The organism is Bacillus sp. AFS015802, from assembly GCF_002561455.1.
GTDB lineage: Bacteria > Bacillota > Bacilli > Bacillales > Bacillaceae_B > Rossellomorea.
This window is the reverse complement of record NZ_NTUP01000008.1, coordinates 137815-155332: the sequence shown is the minus strand read 5'-3', so window position 1 is coordinate 155332 and position 17518 is coordinate 137815. Positions and strand designations below refer to the sequence as shown.

16 protein-coding genes are annotated in these 17518 nt (G+C 45.6%); all 16 read right to left on the bottom strand.

The features are described 5' to 3' along the window. Window positions 1–551: 551 nt before the first annotated feature. On the bottom strand, window positions 552–632 hold the full coding sequence (spoVM, locus tag CN378_RS05845; protein WP_032088878.1) for a stage V sporulation protein SpoVM: 81 nt from the start codon (window positions 630–632) through the stop codon (window positions 552–554). A gap of 104 nt (window positions 633–736) precedes the next feature. Further along, window positions 737–1393: a thiamine diphosphokinase gene (locus tag CN378_RS05840; RefSeq protein ID WP_098350979.1), complete on the bottom strand. Its 657-nt coding sequence runs from the start codon at window positions 1391–1393 to the stop codon at window positions 737–739. 56 nt (window positions 1394–1449) lie between these two features. Next, window positions 1450–2100 (bottom strand): ribulose-phosphate 3-epimerase, encoded by a 651-nt coding sequence (gene rpe, locus CN378_RS05835; protein WP_098350978.1) that lies wholly within the window; start codon window positions 2098–2100, stop codon window positions 1450–1452. Between the two features lie 3 nt (window positions 2101–2103). Beyond that, window positions 2104–2985 carry a ribosome small subunit-dependent GTPase A gene (gene rsgA / locus CN378_RS05830; protein ID WP_098350977.1) on the bottom strand — a complete coding sequence of 294 codons (882 nt, stop codon included), beginning with the start codon at window positions 2983–2985 and terminating at the stop codon, window positions 2104–2106. Between the two features lie 138 nt (window positions 2986–3123). Beyond that, complete coding sequence (gene pknB / locus CN378_RS05825; protein WP_098350976.1) at window positions 3124–5163, bottom strand: Stk1 family PASTA domain-containing Ser/Thr kinase; 2040 nt, start codon at window positions 5161–5163, stop codon at window positions 3124–3126. Between the two features lie 4 nt (window positions 5164–5167). Then, complete coding sequence (locus CN378_RS05820; RefSeq protein ID WP_098350975.1) at window positions 5168–5917, bottom strand: Stp1/IreP family PP2C-type Ser/Thr phosphatase; 750 nt, start codon at window positions 5915–5917, stop codon at window positions 5168–5170. A gap of 133 nt (window positions 5918–6050) precedes the next feature. Next, window positions 6051–7388, bottom strand: a complete 1338-nt coding sequence (gene rsmB / locus CN378_RS05815) for a 16S rRNA (cytosine(967)-C(5))-methyltransferase RsmB (protein ID WP_098350974.1) — start codon at window positions 7386–7388, stop codon at window positions 6051–6053. Next, entirely contained in the window at window positions 7381–8331 is a 951-nt protein-coding gene (gene fmt / locus CN378_RS05810; RefSeq protein WP_098350973.1) for a methionyl-tRNA formyltransferase, read from the bottom strand. The genes rsmB and fmt overlap by 8 nt, the downstream gene beginning before the upstream one ends. Next, a complete protein-coding gene (gene def / locus CN378_RS05805; protein ID WP_098350972.1) occupies window positions 8331–8813 on the bottom strand; it encodes a peptide deformylase in 483 nt (160 codons plus the stop codon). The genes fmt and def overlap by 1 nt, the downstream gene beginning before the upstream one ends. Before the next feature lie 31 nt (window positions 8814–8844). Continuing rightward, window positions 8845–11268, bottom strand: coding sequence for a primosomal protein N' (gene priA, locus CN378_RS05800; RefSeq protein WP_098350971.1), 2424 nt, complete (start codon window positions 11266–11268; stop codon window positions 8845–8847). Next, a complete protein-coding gene (coaBC, locus tag CN378_RS05795) occupies window positions 11255–12487 on the bottom strand; it encodes a bifunctional phosphopantothenoylcysteine decarboxylase/phosphopantothenate--cysteine ligase CoaBC (protein WP_098350989.1) in 1233 nt (410 codons plus the stop codon). Before coaBC ends, priA begins: the two co-directional genes overlap by 14 nt. A gap of 135 nt (window positions 12488–12622) precedes the next feature. Then, entirely contained in the window at window positions 12623–12844 is a 222-nt protein-coding gene (rpoZ, locus tag CN378_RS05790; RefSeq protein ID WP_034755771.1) for a DNA-directed RNA polymerase subunit omega, read from the bottom strand. Beyond that, entirely contained in the window at window positions 12845–13459 is a 615-nt protein-coding gene (gene gmk, locus CN378_RS05785) for a guanylate kinase (protein ID WP_098350970.1), read from the bottom strand. After that, window positions 13460–13732, bottom strand: coding sequence for an extracellular matrix/biofilm regulator RemA (gene remA / locus CN378_RS05780; RefSeq protein ID WP_034755776.1), 273 nt, complete (start codon window positions 13730–13732; stop codon window positions 13460–13462). A gap of 56 nt (window positions 13733–13788) precedes the next feature. Next, entirely contained in the window at window positions 13789–14664 is an 876-nt protein-coding gene (locus tag CN378_RS05775; RefSeq protein ID WP_098350988.1) for a YicC/YloC family endoribonuclease, read from the bottom strand. A 170-nt stretch (window positions 14665–14834) separates the two neighbouring features. After that, window positions 14835–17516: a cation-translocating P-type ATPase gene (locus CN378_RS05770; protein WP_098350969.1), complete on the bottom strand. Its 2682-nt coding sequence runs from the start codon at window positions 17514–17516 to the stop codon at window positions 14835–14837. Window positions 17517–17518: the final 2 nt, after the last annotated feature.

Here is a 17518-nt window from a genome sequence, read left to right as displayed (position 1 = left end):
AAAAGCGGAGGCGGCTTGGGGTAGGCCCGACAAGCATAAGGCGAATCAACCGGAAAGGCGCCCTTTGCCTTTTTGGTTGATATGACTTATGACCTCGAGGGCCTAGCCGCCGGAGTTGGACATGGTGAAAAGCGGAGGCGGCTTGGGGTAGGCCCGACATGTTCAAGAAGGACACTACTTCTTCTTTGGAGATCAGGTTAAGCATCAGAGGTGATAAATAACCGGAAAAATTCCGTTTATTTAGAAATTACTGTATAAAAAGGGTGGAATAGGAGGAAAAATTCCGGCTATTGACTTAAAAAAGTCACAAAAACGGATGATTTTTCTTGTATAAGCGGAAAAACTCCGCTTACAATCTCAAATACAAGGTTTACTCTGTATATAACCGGAAAAATTCCGCTTATCTTTCTTGCTGCTGGATCTTCTATAAAGGCCAGGACATCTTATTGAGAAGATTATTATGAACAGTATCGAGGTATATATCTTCTTAAGTTCACCCGTTTTTGTCCATAAAAAAGAAGATGGCACCCATGCCATCCCCTACAAACCATTTATTCTTTCTTAAACGTTCCCAACATCGCCCTCACAAGTCCACCCAAGAATTTTGGTAATTTAATTGTATAAAAGCGCATTTAAAGTCCCTCCCCACAATCTAAAGAACGTAATGTTTCGCTTGACAACAGTTCAGTCTATTCAAGCAGTTTCAGTTAAGTACGTCTTCTTTTCTACCTGGTCATCAGAAGCTTTTATCGCTGCTTCTTATCACCATTAATATGCCATTTGAAAAGGAAAAAGTACCAGATGATTGTATAAGTTCATTACTAATACATAGTGTGGATCCTCTAGAAATATTCCGGTTTTTTAATGGATACTTAAAGCCGGTGAGGGTGATCCCTTCGACATTCCGGGTTACAGGGACAAAGGAAATATACTGTAATTCCGGGATTCGTTCAACGGAATGCTCACCGGATTCAGCAAGGTATAACCGATTTTGAACGTCAATCATTTCCACTTTAATGCGGGCTTCTAAAAGTTTCGGAGTCATTAATAATTGCAGGTTACCCATGAAGTGATCAAGCCTTCCCCCGGTGGCACCGAAAATGGAAATTTTGGCGGGTTTCTGATCAATCGCCCAGTTCAATGCAAGTTCAAGGTCCGTCTCGTCCTTTTCCGGCTGATAGCGATTTACTTCCCGGACTTTTACCTGGATCAGCTCCCACTCTTCCGTGTTCACTGAATCAAAATCCCCGAACGCGATATGGGGTTCGATCTGCTGTTTCAATAAGGTGTACACACCCCGGTCGACACCAACCCAGTTCACCTCTTCACCACAAAATGAGTGCAAGTTTGGGATGTATCTTACAGGTCCGCCGGCAACGATATTGATTTCCATATCTCCACTCCCTTTTTATAAAAATAGACCGACCCTATGGATCAGCCTGTCCTCTCTTATGCGAGAGATTTCTTCAATTCTTCAATTGCCGCTCCACGATCACTCTGATTATAGATGGCAGATCCAGCTACAAATACGTCTGCACCCGCTTCGGCACAAACGGCAGCCGTTTCAGGATTGATGCCACCGTCCACTTCGATTTCGAGTGAAGGATTGACTTCATTGGCCCATTCACGGATCTGCTTGATTTTCGGTACGACCGACGGGATGAATGATTGCCCGCCAAATCCAGGGTTTACGGTCATCAAGAGGACCATATCGACATCTTGCAAGATAGGTCTGATCGATTCTGCGGGGGTACCTGGATTCAGGACGACACCCGCTTTGACTCCCTTGCCTTTGATCATTTGGATCGTTCTATGCAAATGGGGGTCTGCTTCTACATGGACGGTAATATAGTCCGCCCCCGCATCGGCAAAAGCTTCGATGTATTGACTTGGGTTTTCAATCATGAGATGGACATCCAATGGCAACGTTGTAAGTGGACGGATCGCTTTTACGATCATTGGCCCGAGCGTAATATTCGGTACGAAGTGACCATCCATGACGTCCACATGGATATAGTCCGCTCCCCCCTGTTCGACTTCTTTGATTTCATTTCCTAACTCTGCAAAATTGGCAGAAAGAATGGATGGTGCGATTTTCATATTTTAATACCTCGGCTTTCTATCTTTGATTTCTTTATGGAAAGTTAAGTAATGGTCGTAGCGGTAATCAGGGATCTCTCCCTCTTCCACTGCCGTTTTCACTGCACATTTCGGTTCATTGATATGAAGGCAACCCCTGAATTTACACTGTTCAGCTACCTCTACCATTTCTGGGAAGCATTGCGGCAGCTCTTCTATTTCAAGCTCTGAAAACTCCAGTGAACTAAAGCCTGGCGTATCGGCGACCAGCCCATCCTTTATATCGATGAGCTCTACATGGCGGGTCGTATGCTTCCCACGCCCCAGGTGGGAAGAAATCATGGCCGTCTTCAATTTCAGTTCGGGCTTCAGAGCATTCAGCAAAGATGATTTCCCTACTCCGGATTGACCGGCAAAGACAGAGATCTTATCTTTTAAATAAGGGGTTAATTCCTCTACTCCGTGCTCGGTTTTTGAAGAGGTCATCAGAACTTCATACCCAAATGAACGGTAATTTGTCACATATTGTTCGATTTTTTGTGATTGGTCCGGTGTAAGCAGGTCCATTTTCGTTACGCAGATAAGTGGTTCGATTTCTTTACTTTCCACTAATACGAGAAACCTGTCCAGCAGGGCCGGACTGAAATCGGGTTCACTGGCAGAGAAGACCAATATGGCCTGATCGACATTTGCGATCGGGGGCCGCACCAATTCATTCTTTCGATCAAACACTTTCAGGATGTACCCATCCGTTTTGTTCTCTGCTTGAAATTCAACATGATCACCGACCAGGGGCGTTATTTTATTTTTACGAAAATTCCCCCTGCCCCGACATTGGGTGACGCTTCCCTCTGAAAGTACATAATAAAATCCACTTAAGGCTTTGATAATCTTTCCTTCAGGCATTCGAAACCTCCTATTCAACCATATTTATCTGAATCATTCAGTCCTCTTCATTATGTATCACTATCATTATAAAGGAAAACAAGAGGACTGTCCCGTCAGGTCGTGAAAACCCAGGCACAGCCCCTTGGCAGTTAACATTTATTCTTCTTTAGGATTCTCAACAATTTTTTCTTCATACACTTTTCCATCTCTCAATATTTTGTATTTCCCCTGAGTTCCTTCTTCTAAGGTTAACGTTATAGTGTACTCTTTCTCCTGGGTAATACCGTCCACTTCAGCAGGATCGGGATCTTCATAGCTACTGTCTTTGTCATCAATCCAAATTTCTATTGGTTGAGGAGTCCCATCACCTTTTGTGTAAGGAACGGTTACTTTAAAAGTAAATTCTTCGGTAGGGACTTCCTTAGGTGGCTCCTCTTCCTTAGGAGGTTCCTTTCCCTTAGACATTACTACGTAGACCGTTTCCCCTTTTGAAATAGGCGTACCTGGATTAGGTTTGTGAGAAATAACCCTGCCGTCTTCTACTTCTGATGAGAATTCTTCACTTTGAACAATGATATTTAAACCTTTTGATGCTTCATATTTATCGAGTGCCGTTTGATCGAAACCTACCAAGCTGTCTAAATCAAAAGATTCTCTCCCCTTACTGACATTAAAGGTTATCGTCGTCTCTTCAGCCACGACTTCTTCCCCTGGTGAAGGGTCCTGATCCAGGATCGTTCCCTGGGCCTCATCTTCATTAAACTCTTCGTCTTTCTCTACCGTAAATCCCTTTGCTTCCAATTCAGCCGACACTTCCTCAAAATCCTTGCTGACATAGTCCCCGACTTCCACTTTTTCTTTACCGGTACTGACGTAAATATCGACCTCGGATCCTTCATTAGCCATCCGTCCCGCTTTAGGTTTCGTTTTGATTACGTAACCTTCACGAATCGTTTCATCGGCTATTTCTTTTGTTTCACCTACTACAAACCCTGCAGAGATGATCGCTGAAATCGCTTCGGTTTGGTCCATCTCAGAAACTTCCGGTACTTCTATCTCTTTCGGCCCCAGTAAATCAGGTACCATCGTCACAGCGGCAACTCCCAACAGAATCAACAAAAAGAATAAACCAATAATCAATATCGGCCATTTCTTTTTACTTTTCTTCTTGGGAGGGTTGGATTTATCCTTCTTCTTCCCCTTCTTCCCCTCTTTCACCGGCGGGGTCGGCTTTGTCTCGACATCGTGTGCATTGGTTTGATGATGGACGATGGTATCATCAAGGTTCGAATAAGCCTTCTGGTCCGTAATGACCGGAATGGCCTTTGTCGCTTCATCATCAAGGGGAACGGCAAATTTGGGTTCATTCATGCGATCCGGATCCAAGGCTGTTGAAAGGTCTTCATCCATTTCCTCAAGGCTGTCATATCGTCGGAAGGGGTCCTTGGCCGTTGCCTTCAGGACGATATTTTCCACACTTTGGGGAATGTCGGGATTCCACCTTTTCAATGACGGTGTTTCAGATTGCAGATGCTTCAAGGCAATCGAGACGGCGGATTCTCCTGAGAACGGCAGTCTGCCCGTCAACAACTCGAACATCACGATCCCGAGTGAGTAAATATCCGATTTTTTCGTTGCCATGCCGCCCCGTGCCTGTTCGGGGGATAGGTAGTGAACTGATCCCAGGACCGAATTGGTCTGTGTGATCGATGTGGCACTAAGTGCCATGGCGATCCCAAAATCGGTTATCTTCACATTTCCTTCTTCATCAAGAAGGATGTTATGAGGCTTGATGTCCCGGTGCACGATATGATTCTGATGCGCATGTGACATCGCTATGGTCAACTGCTTCATGATATCGATCGCCTTATCGACACGTACCGGCGAGTGCTGCTGTATGTATTGCTTTAACGTCATGCCATGGACATATTCCATGACGATATAATAAAGGTCGTCCTCTTCCCCTACATCATAGATGCTCACGATATTCGGGTGAGCAAGGCTTGTAGCAGATTGGGCTTCCCGTTGGAATCTCTTAATGAATTCCTCTTCATTGGCAAAGTCGATCCGGAGCATTTTAATGGCCACTTCACGATCAAGAATGACATCGTGAGCTAAATAAACATTGGCCATTCCCCCTCCACCAATGAGTTTAATGATTCTGTAACGCCCACTGATGCGCTTACCTTCCATCATGTTTTCACCCGCTTTCCGTTTCAGCGGCAAACTCAACAATTACTACGGTAATATTATCCTCACCGCCATATTCATTGGCTAAATGAACGAGCGACTCCCCTTTTTTCTCCAGAGAGTGATCCTGGTCCAGTACCTCTTTCATTTCTTTTGTAGAGACTTTATTAGAAAGACCGTCTGAACACAAAAGAATGACATCTTCCTCTTCGAACATGATCGTTTTAATATCCATCGTAATGGTAGCTTCCGTTCCAATCGCTCTAAGTATCACATTTTTTCTTGGATGATGCTCTGCATCTTCCTTGGAGATTTCACCGCTTCTGACCAATTCATTCACAAGGGTATGATCTTCAGTTAACTGATGAAACCCATTTTCGTTCAAGATATACCCCCTGCTGTCACCGATATTGACAATGGTGGCGAATAACGAAGTGCAGATGGCTCCGACGAGTGTCGTCCCCATTCCTTCGCACTCGGAATTGGATTGAGAATAAGTATATACTTCTTTGTTTACTTCGTTAATAGTTGTTTTTAACCAATTTTCTGCTTCATCAGCGGTGTGAAATTTCTCGGTTTTCTCCCATAAGTCCTTTAAGATGGAAATGGTAAGCTCACTGGCAACGTCCCCCGCCCTGTGGCCGCCCATCCCATCTGCTACAACAGCTAAAAGATCTCCATGTTGATTCACGAAAACGCCGGCACTATCTTCATTGAGTTGGCGTACTTTCCCTTTGTCCGTATAATAAACCGTCTTCACTTAGGTCACCTCTTCTCTTCTTCTGCACCTATTTCATGTCGCTCCGTCTAGCACATACTAAAGGTCTGTTGTACTTTTACGACTTTTACAGTGAATTTTCCTGCTTTACTTTCAACATTTGATGAAAATCGACTCAATCCTTTTTTCGGAAGCACGAAATAAAGAAGCCGTCCCCTCCGAAATCTTGTGGGAATATTTGCATTTGGCTGCCCTCAATGAACGGCTTCACCGCATCCGGCAAGTTGTCGAGTGGATGAAGCTCAAATTCAGGGTGATCACTGAGAAAAGATGTGACGGTCCCTTCATTTTCATTTCGGTCCACTGTGCATGTACTATAAACCAATAAACCGTCTTTTTTTAATAATGGCGCAACGGCTGAAAGAATGTCGAGCTGGATCTTTTGAAGAGATTGAAGATCCGCTTCCTTTTTTGCATATTTGATATCCGGTTTTCTTCTGAGGACACCCAGACCGGAGCATGGTGCATCGACTAAAATTCGGTCGAAGCTTTCTTTTTCAAATTTCTCTCCGGCTTTCCGGCTATCAAGGACAGCCGTGTGAACATTGGTCAGCCCGAGCCGGGAAGCATTTTCGTCAATCAATTTGACCTTGTGCTTGTGCAGGTCCAAAGCATGGACATCCCCTGTTCCGGAGAGCTTCTCCGCGATGTGGGTGGTTTTCCCTCCCGGTGCCGCACATGCATCCAACACCTTCATACCTTTTTCAAGCTTCAAGGCATAGGAGACAAGCATCGAACTTTCATCCTGGATGGTGCATTGCCCTTTTCCATAGGCTTCTGTCTTGGCGATATTCCCCCTGAGTGACTGGACCGCCTCTGGGACGATGGGACTTTCCCTCACGTCACTTCCCGCATCCGTCAACAGTTCTAACAGTTCATCCCGGCTGACTTTCGTTGTGTTCACGCGAGCCGTTTGATTAGGTGCGATTAAATTGGTTTCGCACATCTTTTTCGTTTTCTCCAGGCCGAATTGCTCTTCCCATCTCTTCACAAGCCAGTAGGGATGACTCGTTTCGATGGCGACCCTTTCCACCGGGTCCTTGATGGAATCGAGAGTCGGCAGACCTTTGCGCTGCACAGATCTCAGTACTCCATTGACTAAACCGGAGATTCCTTTATGCCCTCTTTTTTTTGCGATTTCAACCGCTTCATAAAAAACGGCACGATCCGGTATCCTGTCTAAATAGACCAGCTGATAGAGGGATAATCGCAATAATTGGCGTACCCAGCCATCCAGCTTTCCTTTAATGAATGGGGCTAAATAGAAATCCAGCGTCATTTTCCGTTGGATGGTCCCATACGTCAGCTCCGTCAAAAGACCGATGTCCTTACTCGGCAGTTCGTTTTTCTCTATCACGGTATGAAGCAGTAAATTACTATACGATTGATTTTTTTCAACCGACTCGATGACCTCGAGTGCTGCTTCACGTACAGTTTTATTTCGTTTACTCATTTTCTTCTCCTAACATCATACCGGCTTTTACATGTGACCCGGCTCCCCTGAGGTAGTCCTTTGCACTCATTCTCTTCTTACCGGAAGGCTGAATATCGGTTAGTTTGATTCCTATTGCATTCCCGGTTGCAACAACGAAACCATCCTCCTCAACGCTGATGATTTCTCCAGGGGAAGATGGGTTCACGTTCACTTTCTCTCCCCACCATACCTTCATGACAGAACCGTCAAATGTGGTGTACGCAACCGGCCAAGGATGAAGTCCCCTGATATGGTTATAGACTTCTTCCCCGTCTTTCGTCCAGTCTATCTTCTCTTGTTCCCGTTTGATGTTTCGGGCAAATGTGGCTTCAGCATCATCCTGTTTCACAGGGGTAATTTCACCTTCCAGAAGCGGCGGGATGGTTTCGATCAGCAACTTCGCGCCTGCAGCGCTCAGTTTGTCATGAAGGGTGCCCACATGGTCACGTTCTTCAATATCCACTTCCACTTGACTGATGATGTCTCCTGCATCCAGTTTTTCCACCATATACATAATGGTGATCCCCGTTTTCTTTTTCCCCTGAAGAATGGAATAATGAATCGGTGCTCCGCCTCTCAGTTCAGGAAGTAATGAGGCGTGGACATTGATGCATCCGTACTGTGGTGCCTCGAGCAGTTCATTCGGGAGGATCTGTCCGAAAGCAGCCGTCACGATAAGATCGGGCTTCAATGCCAGCACTTGGTTCAACTCTTCTTCATTCTTAATCTTTTCAGGCTGATAGACCGGGATACCATGCTTCTCCGCTGCCACTTTTACAGGTGGGGGGGTAAGGATCCTTTTTCTCCCAACCGGGCGATCAGGCTGTGTCACAACCGCAATCACATCATAATTTTCGTCTATTAAAGATTGAAGTACAGGAACCGAAAAATCAGGTGTTCCCATAAAAATCACTTTTGTCATTAAGCTTCATACCCTTCCAGTTCTTCTTCTGTCACGTATTTTTCTACTTTTGAGGTGAATAAAATGCCGTGGAGATGATCAATTTCATGCTGTATTGCCCTTGCTAAAAAGTCCTGAGCCTGAAATTCGATCGTTCTTCCCTTCCGGTCCTGCGTCCGGACCCTGATGGAATAGGGACGTGTCACTTCACCGTATAGTCCCGGAAAACTCAGGCACCCTTCAAGATCGGTTTGAGATCCGTCACTCTCGATGATTTCAGGATTGATCAGTTCGATCGTCCCCGAATCATCCCCGATGTCGACGATGGCTACCTGAAGGTCGATACCCACTTGAGGGGCTGCAAGCCCTACACCATCCGCCTCAATCATCGTGTCATACATATTGGTCAGTAATTTCTTTAGTTTTTTATCAAACTCCGTTACCTTCTCACATTCTTTTTCCAAGATGGCATTCGGATGCATGACGATTGGAAGTATTGCCATAACTGTCCTCCATTTTTCTATGTGAATAGTGTTACATCATCATATAAGGGTTCACATCTATCGAGATTGTGAGCCCTTGTGATGCATACTGTTGTTGAAACTGATCAAGCACAGTCTTTAATGTGCTGCCAAGATTTGGTTCCCGCTTGTATTTTATCAAACATTGATAGCGATATCTATTCTTGATCCTGGGGATTGGTGATGCAACCGGCCCAAGGATGATCGTTGTGTCGGATAGCTTCGAACGTATATAAGCTGTCATTTTCTCCGAGATATCCACAACCTTCATGAGATCTTCATGGCTTAACGTGATCAGTGTGATGTAGTAAAAAGGAGGATAGGACCCCATTTTTCTCATCACCATCTCTTGCTGGTAAAACCGGTTGTAGTCATGATGGGATGCTAATTCGATTGAATAGTGCTCCGGTGTGTACGTTTGAATGACGACTTCCCCGGGCAGTGTGTGCCTTCCGGCGCGCCCACTTACTTGAGTCAATAATTGAAACGTCTTTTCTGCTGCCCTGAAGTCGGGCAGATGAAGCATTGTATCGGCACTGAGGACCCCGACAAGGGTGATATTCGGAAAATCCAGTCCCTTGGCGATCATCTGTGTCCCCAGGAGGATATCTGCCTTCCCTTCCCCGAAGGCTGTCAAGAGCTTTTCATGGGAACCTTTCCGGGAAGTGGTGTCAACATCCATGCGAATGATCCTTGCATCGGGGAGGAGTTTCGTCAATTCCTCCTCCACCTTCTGTGTACCCGTTCCAAAATAACGGATATGTTCACTGGTACATTCCGGACAAGTGGTCGGGACGCCTTCTTCATATCCGCAATAATGACATTTCATCCCGTTCGAAAACCTGTGATAGGTCAGGGAGATGTCACAGTTGGGACATTGCAGGACAAATCCGCAATCCCTGCACATGATGAAGGATGAGTGCCCCCTGCGATTAAGGAAAAGGACGGTCTGCTCTCCCTTTTCGATCCGGGCTTGCAGCTTCTCGAACAGATTGGTTGAAAACATGGAGCGGTTTCCCTTCCTCAGTTCCTCCCTCATATCCACGATATCCACCGATGGAAGGGGTCCCTCATTCATCCGTTTATCCAATGTAAGCAGTTCGTATACACTTTTCGAGGCACGGGCGAAGGATTCCAGGGAAGGGGTCGCACTGCCTAAAATCACCGGGCACTGGTGGAATTCACCCCGATAGATCGCAACGTCCCTCGCATGATAACGTGGATTTTCTTCCTGCTTGTAACTCGTTTCATGCTCTTCATCGATGATGATGATCCCAATATTCTCAAATGGGGCAAAAACGGCAGAGCGTGCCCCCACCACCACTTTTACTTCCTTGCGCTGGATCTTTCTCCATTCGTCGTATTTTTCCCCTACGGATAATCCGCTGTGCAGTACGGCGACATCGTCACCAAAGCGACCTTTAAAGCGGTGAACCATCTGGGGGGTCAGGGCAATCTCGGGAACGAGTACAATAGCCTCTTTACCATCCTGCAAGACACGTTGGATGGATTGCAGATAAATCTCTGTCTTTCCACTGCCTGTTACACCGTATAGAAGAAAAGTGTGATGTTCCCCCTTTTCGATGGTGTTTAAAACAGGGCGAATCGCTTGCTCCTGCTGGGAAGTCAGTGGCAGGGGAGACGTCTTCTCAAAGGTTCTGTTTTCAAAAGGATCGCGGTACATTTCCACGTTCTTCTCAATGAGGATCCCTTTTTGGACTAAGTTCTTGACCGTGCTTGAAGTCGTATGCATCGCTTCGGTGAGTGTGGATGCAAGAATCCCATCCCCGCCCGGCGCCGCATCCATCATATAATCGATGATTTGTTTTTGCTTGCTCGCCTGGGGTGGCAGATCATTCTTCACTTCATCCACGTTACCTGGTGGCACGTTAAGATAAAGCATGCGGACCGTTTTCTTTTTCCCCTTCGCTTTCACCCTGTAGATTACTTCGACAGATCCTTTTTTGACCTCTTTATGTACCAGGGGGAGCAGGCCGCTTTCTTCAATCGCTTTCCAGGATATCTCTTTTCCCTTCTGAAAGAAGTGTTGAAGGGAAGGATGAAGTTCACCTGGACCCATCCCTTCTTCAAGCTGAATGAACTTTTCATATTTCGCTTTCATCGCAGCAGGGAGCATCGCTTGAAAGGCTGAGATTTTAAAGCATAGGGTCTTCTCTGTTAGCCAGTCCCCGAGTGCGAGTAACTCTTTATTCAGGACCGGCACAAGATCCATCGGTTCGACGATCGCTTTAAGCTTAGAGACTTCCCCTTTATCCTTTAATTCAATGACAAAGCCCTGGATTTTTCTTGGACCAAACGGAACGATGACCCTCATACCGGGAACGATACTTCCTTTCCATTCATCAGGGATGCTGTAATCGTAAGTCCGATCCGTCTGCATGGCAGGGACGTCGACGATGACACTAGCGACGTTCATGCGGGGCACCCTTCTTCATATGCCGAATGGCTTCTTTGTAGATTTCTTTCGCTGCCTCTACCTTTGATAATAAAGGGAGCTCCCGAACGTCTCCACCGCTTGTGACAATCGACACCTTATTGGTATCCGTTCCAAAGCCTGATCCCGTTTCCTTCACATTATTCGCGACGATCATATCCGCACGCTTTTTCTCAAGCTTTGCTTTTGCATACGCTTCGACGTTCGTCGTCTCTGCTGCAAACCCGATAAGGTACTGATGAGTCTTCCTCTCACCAAGACTCATTAAAATATCCTTCGTACGCTCAAATTCAATTACAAGATTTCCATCTTTTTTCTTTAATTTCTCTTCCAGAATCTCTTTCGGTCGGTAATCAGCAACGGCAGCACTCTTTACGACGATATCTGCCTTTGGAAATACTTCGTGAACCGCCTGATACATATCTTCCGCGCTTGTGACCGGGATCCATTCTACCCCTTTTGGAACCGTTAATCCGGATGGTCCGGAAATCAACACTACTTCTTCTGCCCCAAGGGAGATGGCCGCTTCTGCAAGGGCATAACCCATTTTCCCGGTGGACCGGTTGGAGAAGAAGCGGACGGGATCCACCATTTCCCTCGTAGGTCCCGCGGTTATCACTACTTTTTTTCCGTGCAGCAGTCTTTCTTCCCCTTCACGATCTGAAAAATACCGGTCCACAAGCTCTACCACTTTTTCCGGTTCTTCAAGCCTGCCCTTTCCAACATATCCGCATGCTAAATACCCTTCACTTGGTTCGACAAATCGACAGCCAAACTCAAAAAGGGTTTCGATGTTGCGCTTCACCGCTGGATGATCATACATATGTACATTCATGGCCGGGGCGATCCAGACTTTCGCCGTGGTGGCCAGGATCGTCGTGGTTATCATATCATCTGCAATCCCGTTCGCAAGCTTTCCGATGATGTTGGCCGTTGCCGGCGCTACCAGTACAAGATCGGCCCAATCCGCCAGATCAATGTGGGCAATCTTCGCCGAATCTTTTTCATCAAAGGTATCCCAGTACACATCTTGACGGGATAACGCCTGAAACGTAAGTGGAGCCACAAATTTACGTGCTGACTCAGTCATGATCACCTTTACTTCAGCACCGCTTTGAACCAGCTTACTCGTTAAGGCTGCTGCTTTGTATACCGCAATTCCGCCAGAAACACATAACAGTATTTTTTTCCCCTGCATCATTCTACTTTCCCCCATTACTCTTTATCCTCCCTATATTATGAAGGATATTGATAGAAAAAGAAAATAGGGTTGTCTCGAAAGATGATGAAATCTTTCGAGTCAACCCCTGGAGTCATTCATGAAGCTTCCTGCCGTTTATTCGTCAGAATATACCGCTTTGGCATCTCTTTCTTTCATAGATAATTGACCGGCATGGATCTCTTCCAGAGCTTTACCTACGAACTTATGAGAATCATAGCGGTTCAAACGATAATCACCCGTATCTTGCAGGTTTCTTGCACGCTTCGCAGCGATGCTGACTAACGAATATTTAGAATCGATCTTTTTCATTAATGAATCAATGGATGGGTTTAACATTTACTCAGCCTCCAGCATATTTAAGTATCGTTGTTGCACTCGTTCCCGTTTACAGTGTTCTGCTTGAACGATGGATTTGATCTTTCCTACCGCATGTTCGATTTGATCATTTTCAACAATGTAATCATAAAGATTCATCATTTCAATCTCTTTCCTTGCTGTATTCATTCTCCCCTGGATCAAATCATCCGTTTCGGTGCCTCTGGTTACAAGGCGATTCTGAAGTTCGGAAAGACTCGGTGGTGCCAGGAAGATAAACAACCCTTCAGGGAACTTATCCCTCACCTGCTGTGCACCCTGCACTTCGATTTCAAGGAATACATCTTTTCCTGCATCAAGTGTTTCTCGTACATAATCAACGGGAGTCCCATAATAGTTCCCAACGAACTCTGCATACTCCAGCAGTTTCCCCTGCTCAATCAGCACTTCGAAATCTTCTCTGGATTTAAAGAAATAATCTACACCATCCACTTCTCCTTCACGGGGTTTCCGCGTGGTCATGGAGATGGAATATTCAAACTTAGTATCTTCCTCGGAAAAAATCGCTTTACGAACGGTTCCCTTCCCTACACCTGATGGTCCGGAAAGAACGATCAGCAATCCTTTTTCTTTCATTTATTTACCCTGCCCTTCTTCTACTAAATCCTCTTTATCTGTCAATCGGTGAGCAACGGTTTCGGGTTGAACAGCTGAAAGAATAACGTGATCGCTATCCGTAATAATGACCGCTCTTGTTCTTCTTCCGTATGTAGCATCAACGAGTGTTCCCCGGTCTCTTGCATCTTGAATCAAACGTTTGATCGGTGCTGATTCCGGACTTACGATCGAAATGATCCGGTTAGCTGACACGATATTTCCAAATCCTATATTGATGAGCTTGATCGACATAACGCTCCTCCTAATCAATAGTTTAGTTTCGCCGGAAAGATAGGAAACTAAACTTCTTATTCTACATTTTGCACCTGTTCCCTCAGCTTCTCAAGTGTTGATTTCAGTTCTACCACAATCTTCGAAATGAAGGAATCATTTGCTTTTGAACCAATCGTGTTCACTTCCCTGTTCATTTCCTGGATCATGAAATCCAACTTCCTGCCAACCGGCCCTTCATCGGTCAAGGTGGAATGAAAGTACTGTATATGACTCTTCAATCTTGTCAATTCTTCCGTAATATCGGATTTATCGGCAAAGATGGCCACTTCCGTAAGTAAACGACTTTCGTCAAAAGAAGGTTCATTGTATTCGACGATCCTTTTTCTTAACCGTTCCCTATATAGATTGACCACTTCAGGTGCATGACTATTGAGTTCGGCAATATTCTTCTCAAAATTCCTAAGATGAAGCAGGAAATCCTTTTTGAGTAGCTCTCCTTCTTTCTCCCTCATCCTTCTGAGACTTGAAGCCGCTTCTTCCACAGCTTTTAATACCAAGTGCTCTAGCTCTTCATTTTCTTCTTCCATTTCTTCGATGATCACAAATTCTTCTCTGTTTAAGAGATGGGATAATTGTACTTCATCCTGTAAGGAGAAGGTTTCTTTCACTTTATTTACTAACTGATAATAATCTTGAATGAGCTTCCAGTCAATAAGTAGATTTTTATGTACCAGGCCTGCACCGGTGATAGTGATGAAAATATCCACTTTCCCTCTTTTAACGCTATGGGATACTTGTTTCTTGATTTTATCCTCGAGCTTCATTAATTGACGCGGCATCCTTATGTAACATTCACTGAATCTGTGATTCACGGATTTCATTTCAACCGTTACAGAATGTTGGTCAGAGTCTGCTTTGCTTCTTCCAAAGCCTGTCATGCTGACAACCATTACGATCACATCCAATCCTTTGACGGTATTCGTATGTAGAACAACTGGCTTCACCTTCATGTCATGCTGCAATATAGTGAAGGGATCCACTCCCTTACTAACAATAAATCGCATGATATAAAAAAGGTAATAGAGGATTTTCTCTATTACCTTTTGGATTATACCACATTTCACTGTTTTTTTCTTGCAAAAAATGACCCTGCCAGTAAAAACGTTGGAACGGAGCTTAAACCAATGATCAAGAGCCAATCTTTCAATACGATCGGTACTGTATGGAAGATCGGTTGCAGGGAAGGGATATAGATGACTAAGAGCATTAATATGAGTGAAGATAATACGGCAAAGACGAGATACATGTTCCCGAACGGATTTCTTGAAAATACCGATACTTCACTTCGGCAGTCGAACACATGGATCAGCTGTGCCATGACCAGGGTAGCGAACGCGACGGTTTGGGCATATGCCAGATGATCAGGATGCGTCTTATACGATAGCATGAACGCAAGTAATGTCGCCCCTCCGATCAAAAACCCCCTGGACACGACTTTCCAACCGAGCCCCCTTGCAAATACACCTTCTTTGGGATGTCTCGGCTTCCTTTTCATGACATCATCTTCCGGCTTATCAAGACCGAGTGCCATGGCAGGAAGACCATCCGTCACCAGGTTCACCCATAATATCTGGATCGGCACCAATGGAAGCGGAAGCGCCAAGATCATCGCAAAAAGCATAACGAGAATTTCGCCAACGTTCGAAGCCAACAGATATCGTATGAACTTCCGGATATTTTCATAGATATTCCTGCCTTCCTGGATCGCTGATTTAATCGTAGCGAAGTTATCATCCAGCAGGACTAACGAAGAAGATTCCTTTGCAACGTCCGTACCGGTTATCCCCATAGCCACTCCGATATCAGAAGATTTGATGGCCGGGGCGTCATTGACACCATCTCCGGTCATGGCCACGACATGCCCCCTGTTTTGCAGGGCTTTCACGATTTTTAATTTATGCTCGGGAGACACACGCGCAAACACCGACACTTCATCCACGATGTCTTCAAGATCATGTACTTCCATTTGATTCAATGCTTTACCATCGAGGACACGGTCATTCTTCTTCAGGATCCCCAGCTGTTTGGCAATGGCTTTCGCCGTCAAGACATGATCTCCGGTGATCATGACCGTCTTGATGCCCGCTTGACGGCATTCTTTCACCGCTTGCTTCACCTCAGGTCTCGGAGGATCGATCATACCCTGGAGGCCGATGAAGGTTACCCCCTCTTCAATATCCTGTTCCACCAACGCTTCGACCGCCCGTTCCTTGATCGGTTTATACGCAATCGCTATATTTCGCAAAGCGTTCGAGGACATCTCGCTGATCGCCTCTTCTACTTTTTGGGTGGTCTCGGGTGACTTCGCTTGTAGCCTTCCTTCCCACAGAATCGATTCGCTCTTTCCGACCAACACGTCAGGGGCGCCTTTCGTTACAGAAAAGTGCTTGCCATTTTGATCGACTACGATGATACTCATCATCTTTCGCGTAGAATCGAAGGGGAACTCTTTGACAATCGTAAACTTCTTCAATAGTGATTCCCTCGAAAGCCCTGCTTTCAGTCCCGCAACAAGGAGGGCCCCTTCAGTGGGATCGCCATCGACAAAAAAGGTTTCTTCACGGGTTACGAGTTCAGCATGATTGCAGAGCATCCCAAAGGTCAATAGTTGTTGTAAGGAATGATCACTATGGGGCGTCACCCGTTGGTCCCCGCTGTAAAATTGGCCATCAGGTTCATATCCTGTACCCGTGACGGTCCAGTTTCTCCCGCCACTCCAAAGGTGAGTCACGGTCATCTTATTTTGGGTCAGGGTCCCTGTTTTGTCAGAGCAAATAACAGACGCACATCCTAATGTTTCCACTGCCGGGAGCTTCCGTACGATCGCTTTCTTCTTGATCATCCTCTGAACCCCCAAGGAAAGAGCGACCGTCACAATGGCCGGTAATCCTTCGGGTATGGCCGCTACTGCCAATGAAACCCCGGCTAAGAACATGGTATACATATCATGGCCCTGGATCACGCCGATCCCGACAACCAGCGCAGTCAACACGAGGGCAACCGTAATAAGGATTTTCCCCAGCTCTTCAAGTCTTCTCTGTAGAGGGGTGGTCATGGTTTCCGCTTTTTGGATCATATCGGCGATCTGCCCCATGGCGGTTTTCATTCCGATCGATGTCACGACACCGATTCCATTCCCCCTTGTGACCATCGTCCCCATGAATGCCATGTTTTCCAAGTCTCCAAGACTCATATTTTCCCCATTCACGGGCTTTATGGATTTTGTGACGGGTACAGACTCACCTGTAAGGGCGGATTCTTCGATTTCCAGATTATTCGCTTCGATCAGCCTTACATCCGCCCCGATTCTGTCTCCGCTCCCAAAGCGGATGATATCCCCGATGATCACTTCTTTAGATGCAATCTTTACCCATTTACCGTCTCTTAATACAGAAACCTGAGGTGCCGAAAGTTCCTTTAATGCCTGGAGGGATCTCTCGGCTTTCCGCTCCTGGAAAAACCCTAAAAAACCGTTAATGAACACAATTGCAATGATCGCTATCGCATCGATATACTCCCCAAGCAATCCCGAAATGAGCGTGGCTGCCAATAACACGAGAACCATAAAGTCCTTGAATTGACTGAAAAACAATAATAAAGCTGACTGCTTCTCAGCTTCTTCCAATTGATTGTACCCGAATTGTTTCCGCCTGTTTGCTACATCTTCTGTTGAAAGTCCCTCTTGATAATTGGTATTTAATGACTGCTCTATGTCCTCTTGTCTCATCTCATGAAATTTCATGC

What these genes read in the sequence shown, in the direction of transcription:
- spoVM (WP_032088878.1), bottom strand. Translation starts at nt 632, where the DNA reads ATGCGCTTTTATACAATTAAATTACCAAAATTCTTGGGTGGACTTGTG.
- CN378_RS05840 (WP_098350979.1), bottom strand. Translation starts at nt 1,393, where the DNA reads ATGGAAATCAATATCGTTGCCGGCGGACCTGTAAGATACATCCCAAAC.
- rpe (WP_098350978.1), bottom strand. Translation starts at nt 2,100, where the DNA reads ATGAAAATCGCACCATCCATTCTTTCTGCCAATTTTGCAGAGTTAGGA.
- rsgA (WP_098350977.1), bottom strand. Translation starts at nt 2,985, where the DNA reads ATGCCTGAAGGAAAGATTATCAAAGCCTTAAGTGGATTTTATTATGTA.
- pknB (WP_098350976.1), bottom strand. Translation starts at nt 5,163, where the DNA reads ATGATGGAAGGTAAGCGCATCAGTGGGCGTTACAGAATCATTAAACTC.
- rsmB (WP_098350974.1), bottom strand. Translation starts at nt 7,388, where the DNA reads ATGAGTAAACGAAATAAAACTGTACGTGAAGCAGCACTCGAGGTCATC.
- fmt (WP_098350973.1), bottom strand. Translation starts at nt 8,331, where the DNA reads ATGACAAAAGTGATTTTTATGGGAACACCTGATTTTTCGGTTCCTGTA.
- def (WP_098350972.1), bottom strand. Translation starts at nt 8,813, where the DNA reads ATGGCAATACTTCCAATCGTCATGCATCCGAATGCCATCTTGGAAAAA.
- priA (WP_098350971.1), bottom strand. Translation starts at nt 11,268, where the DNA reads ATGAACGTCGCTAGTGTCATCGTCGACGTCCCTGCCATGCAGACGGAT.
- coaBC (WP_098350989.1), bottom strand. Translation starts at nt 12,487, where the DNA reads ATGATGCAGGGGAAAAAAATACTGTTATGTGTTTCTGGCGGAATTGCG.
- rpoZ (WP_034755771.1), bottom strand. Translation starts at nt 12,844, where the DNA reads ATGTTAAACCCATCCATTGATTCATTAATGAAAAAGATCGATTCTAAA.
- gmk (WP_098350970.1), bottom strand. Translation starts at nt 13,459, where the DNA reads ATGAAAGAAAAAGGATTGCTGATCGTTCTTTCCGGACCATCAGGTGTA.
- remA (WP_034755776.1), bottom strand. Translation starts at nt 13,732, where the DNA reads ATGTCGATCAAGCTCATCAATATAGGATTTGGAAATATCGTGTCAGCT.
- CN378_RS05775 (WP_098350988.1), bottom strand. Translation starts at nt 14,664, where the DNA reads ATGGTTGTCAGCATGACAGGCTTTGGAAGAAGCAAAGCAGACTCTGAC.
- CN378_RS05770 (WP_098350969.1), bottom strand. Translation starts at nt 17,516, where the DNA reads ATGAAATTTCATGAGATGAGACAAGAGGACATAGAGCAGTCATTAAAT.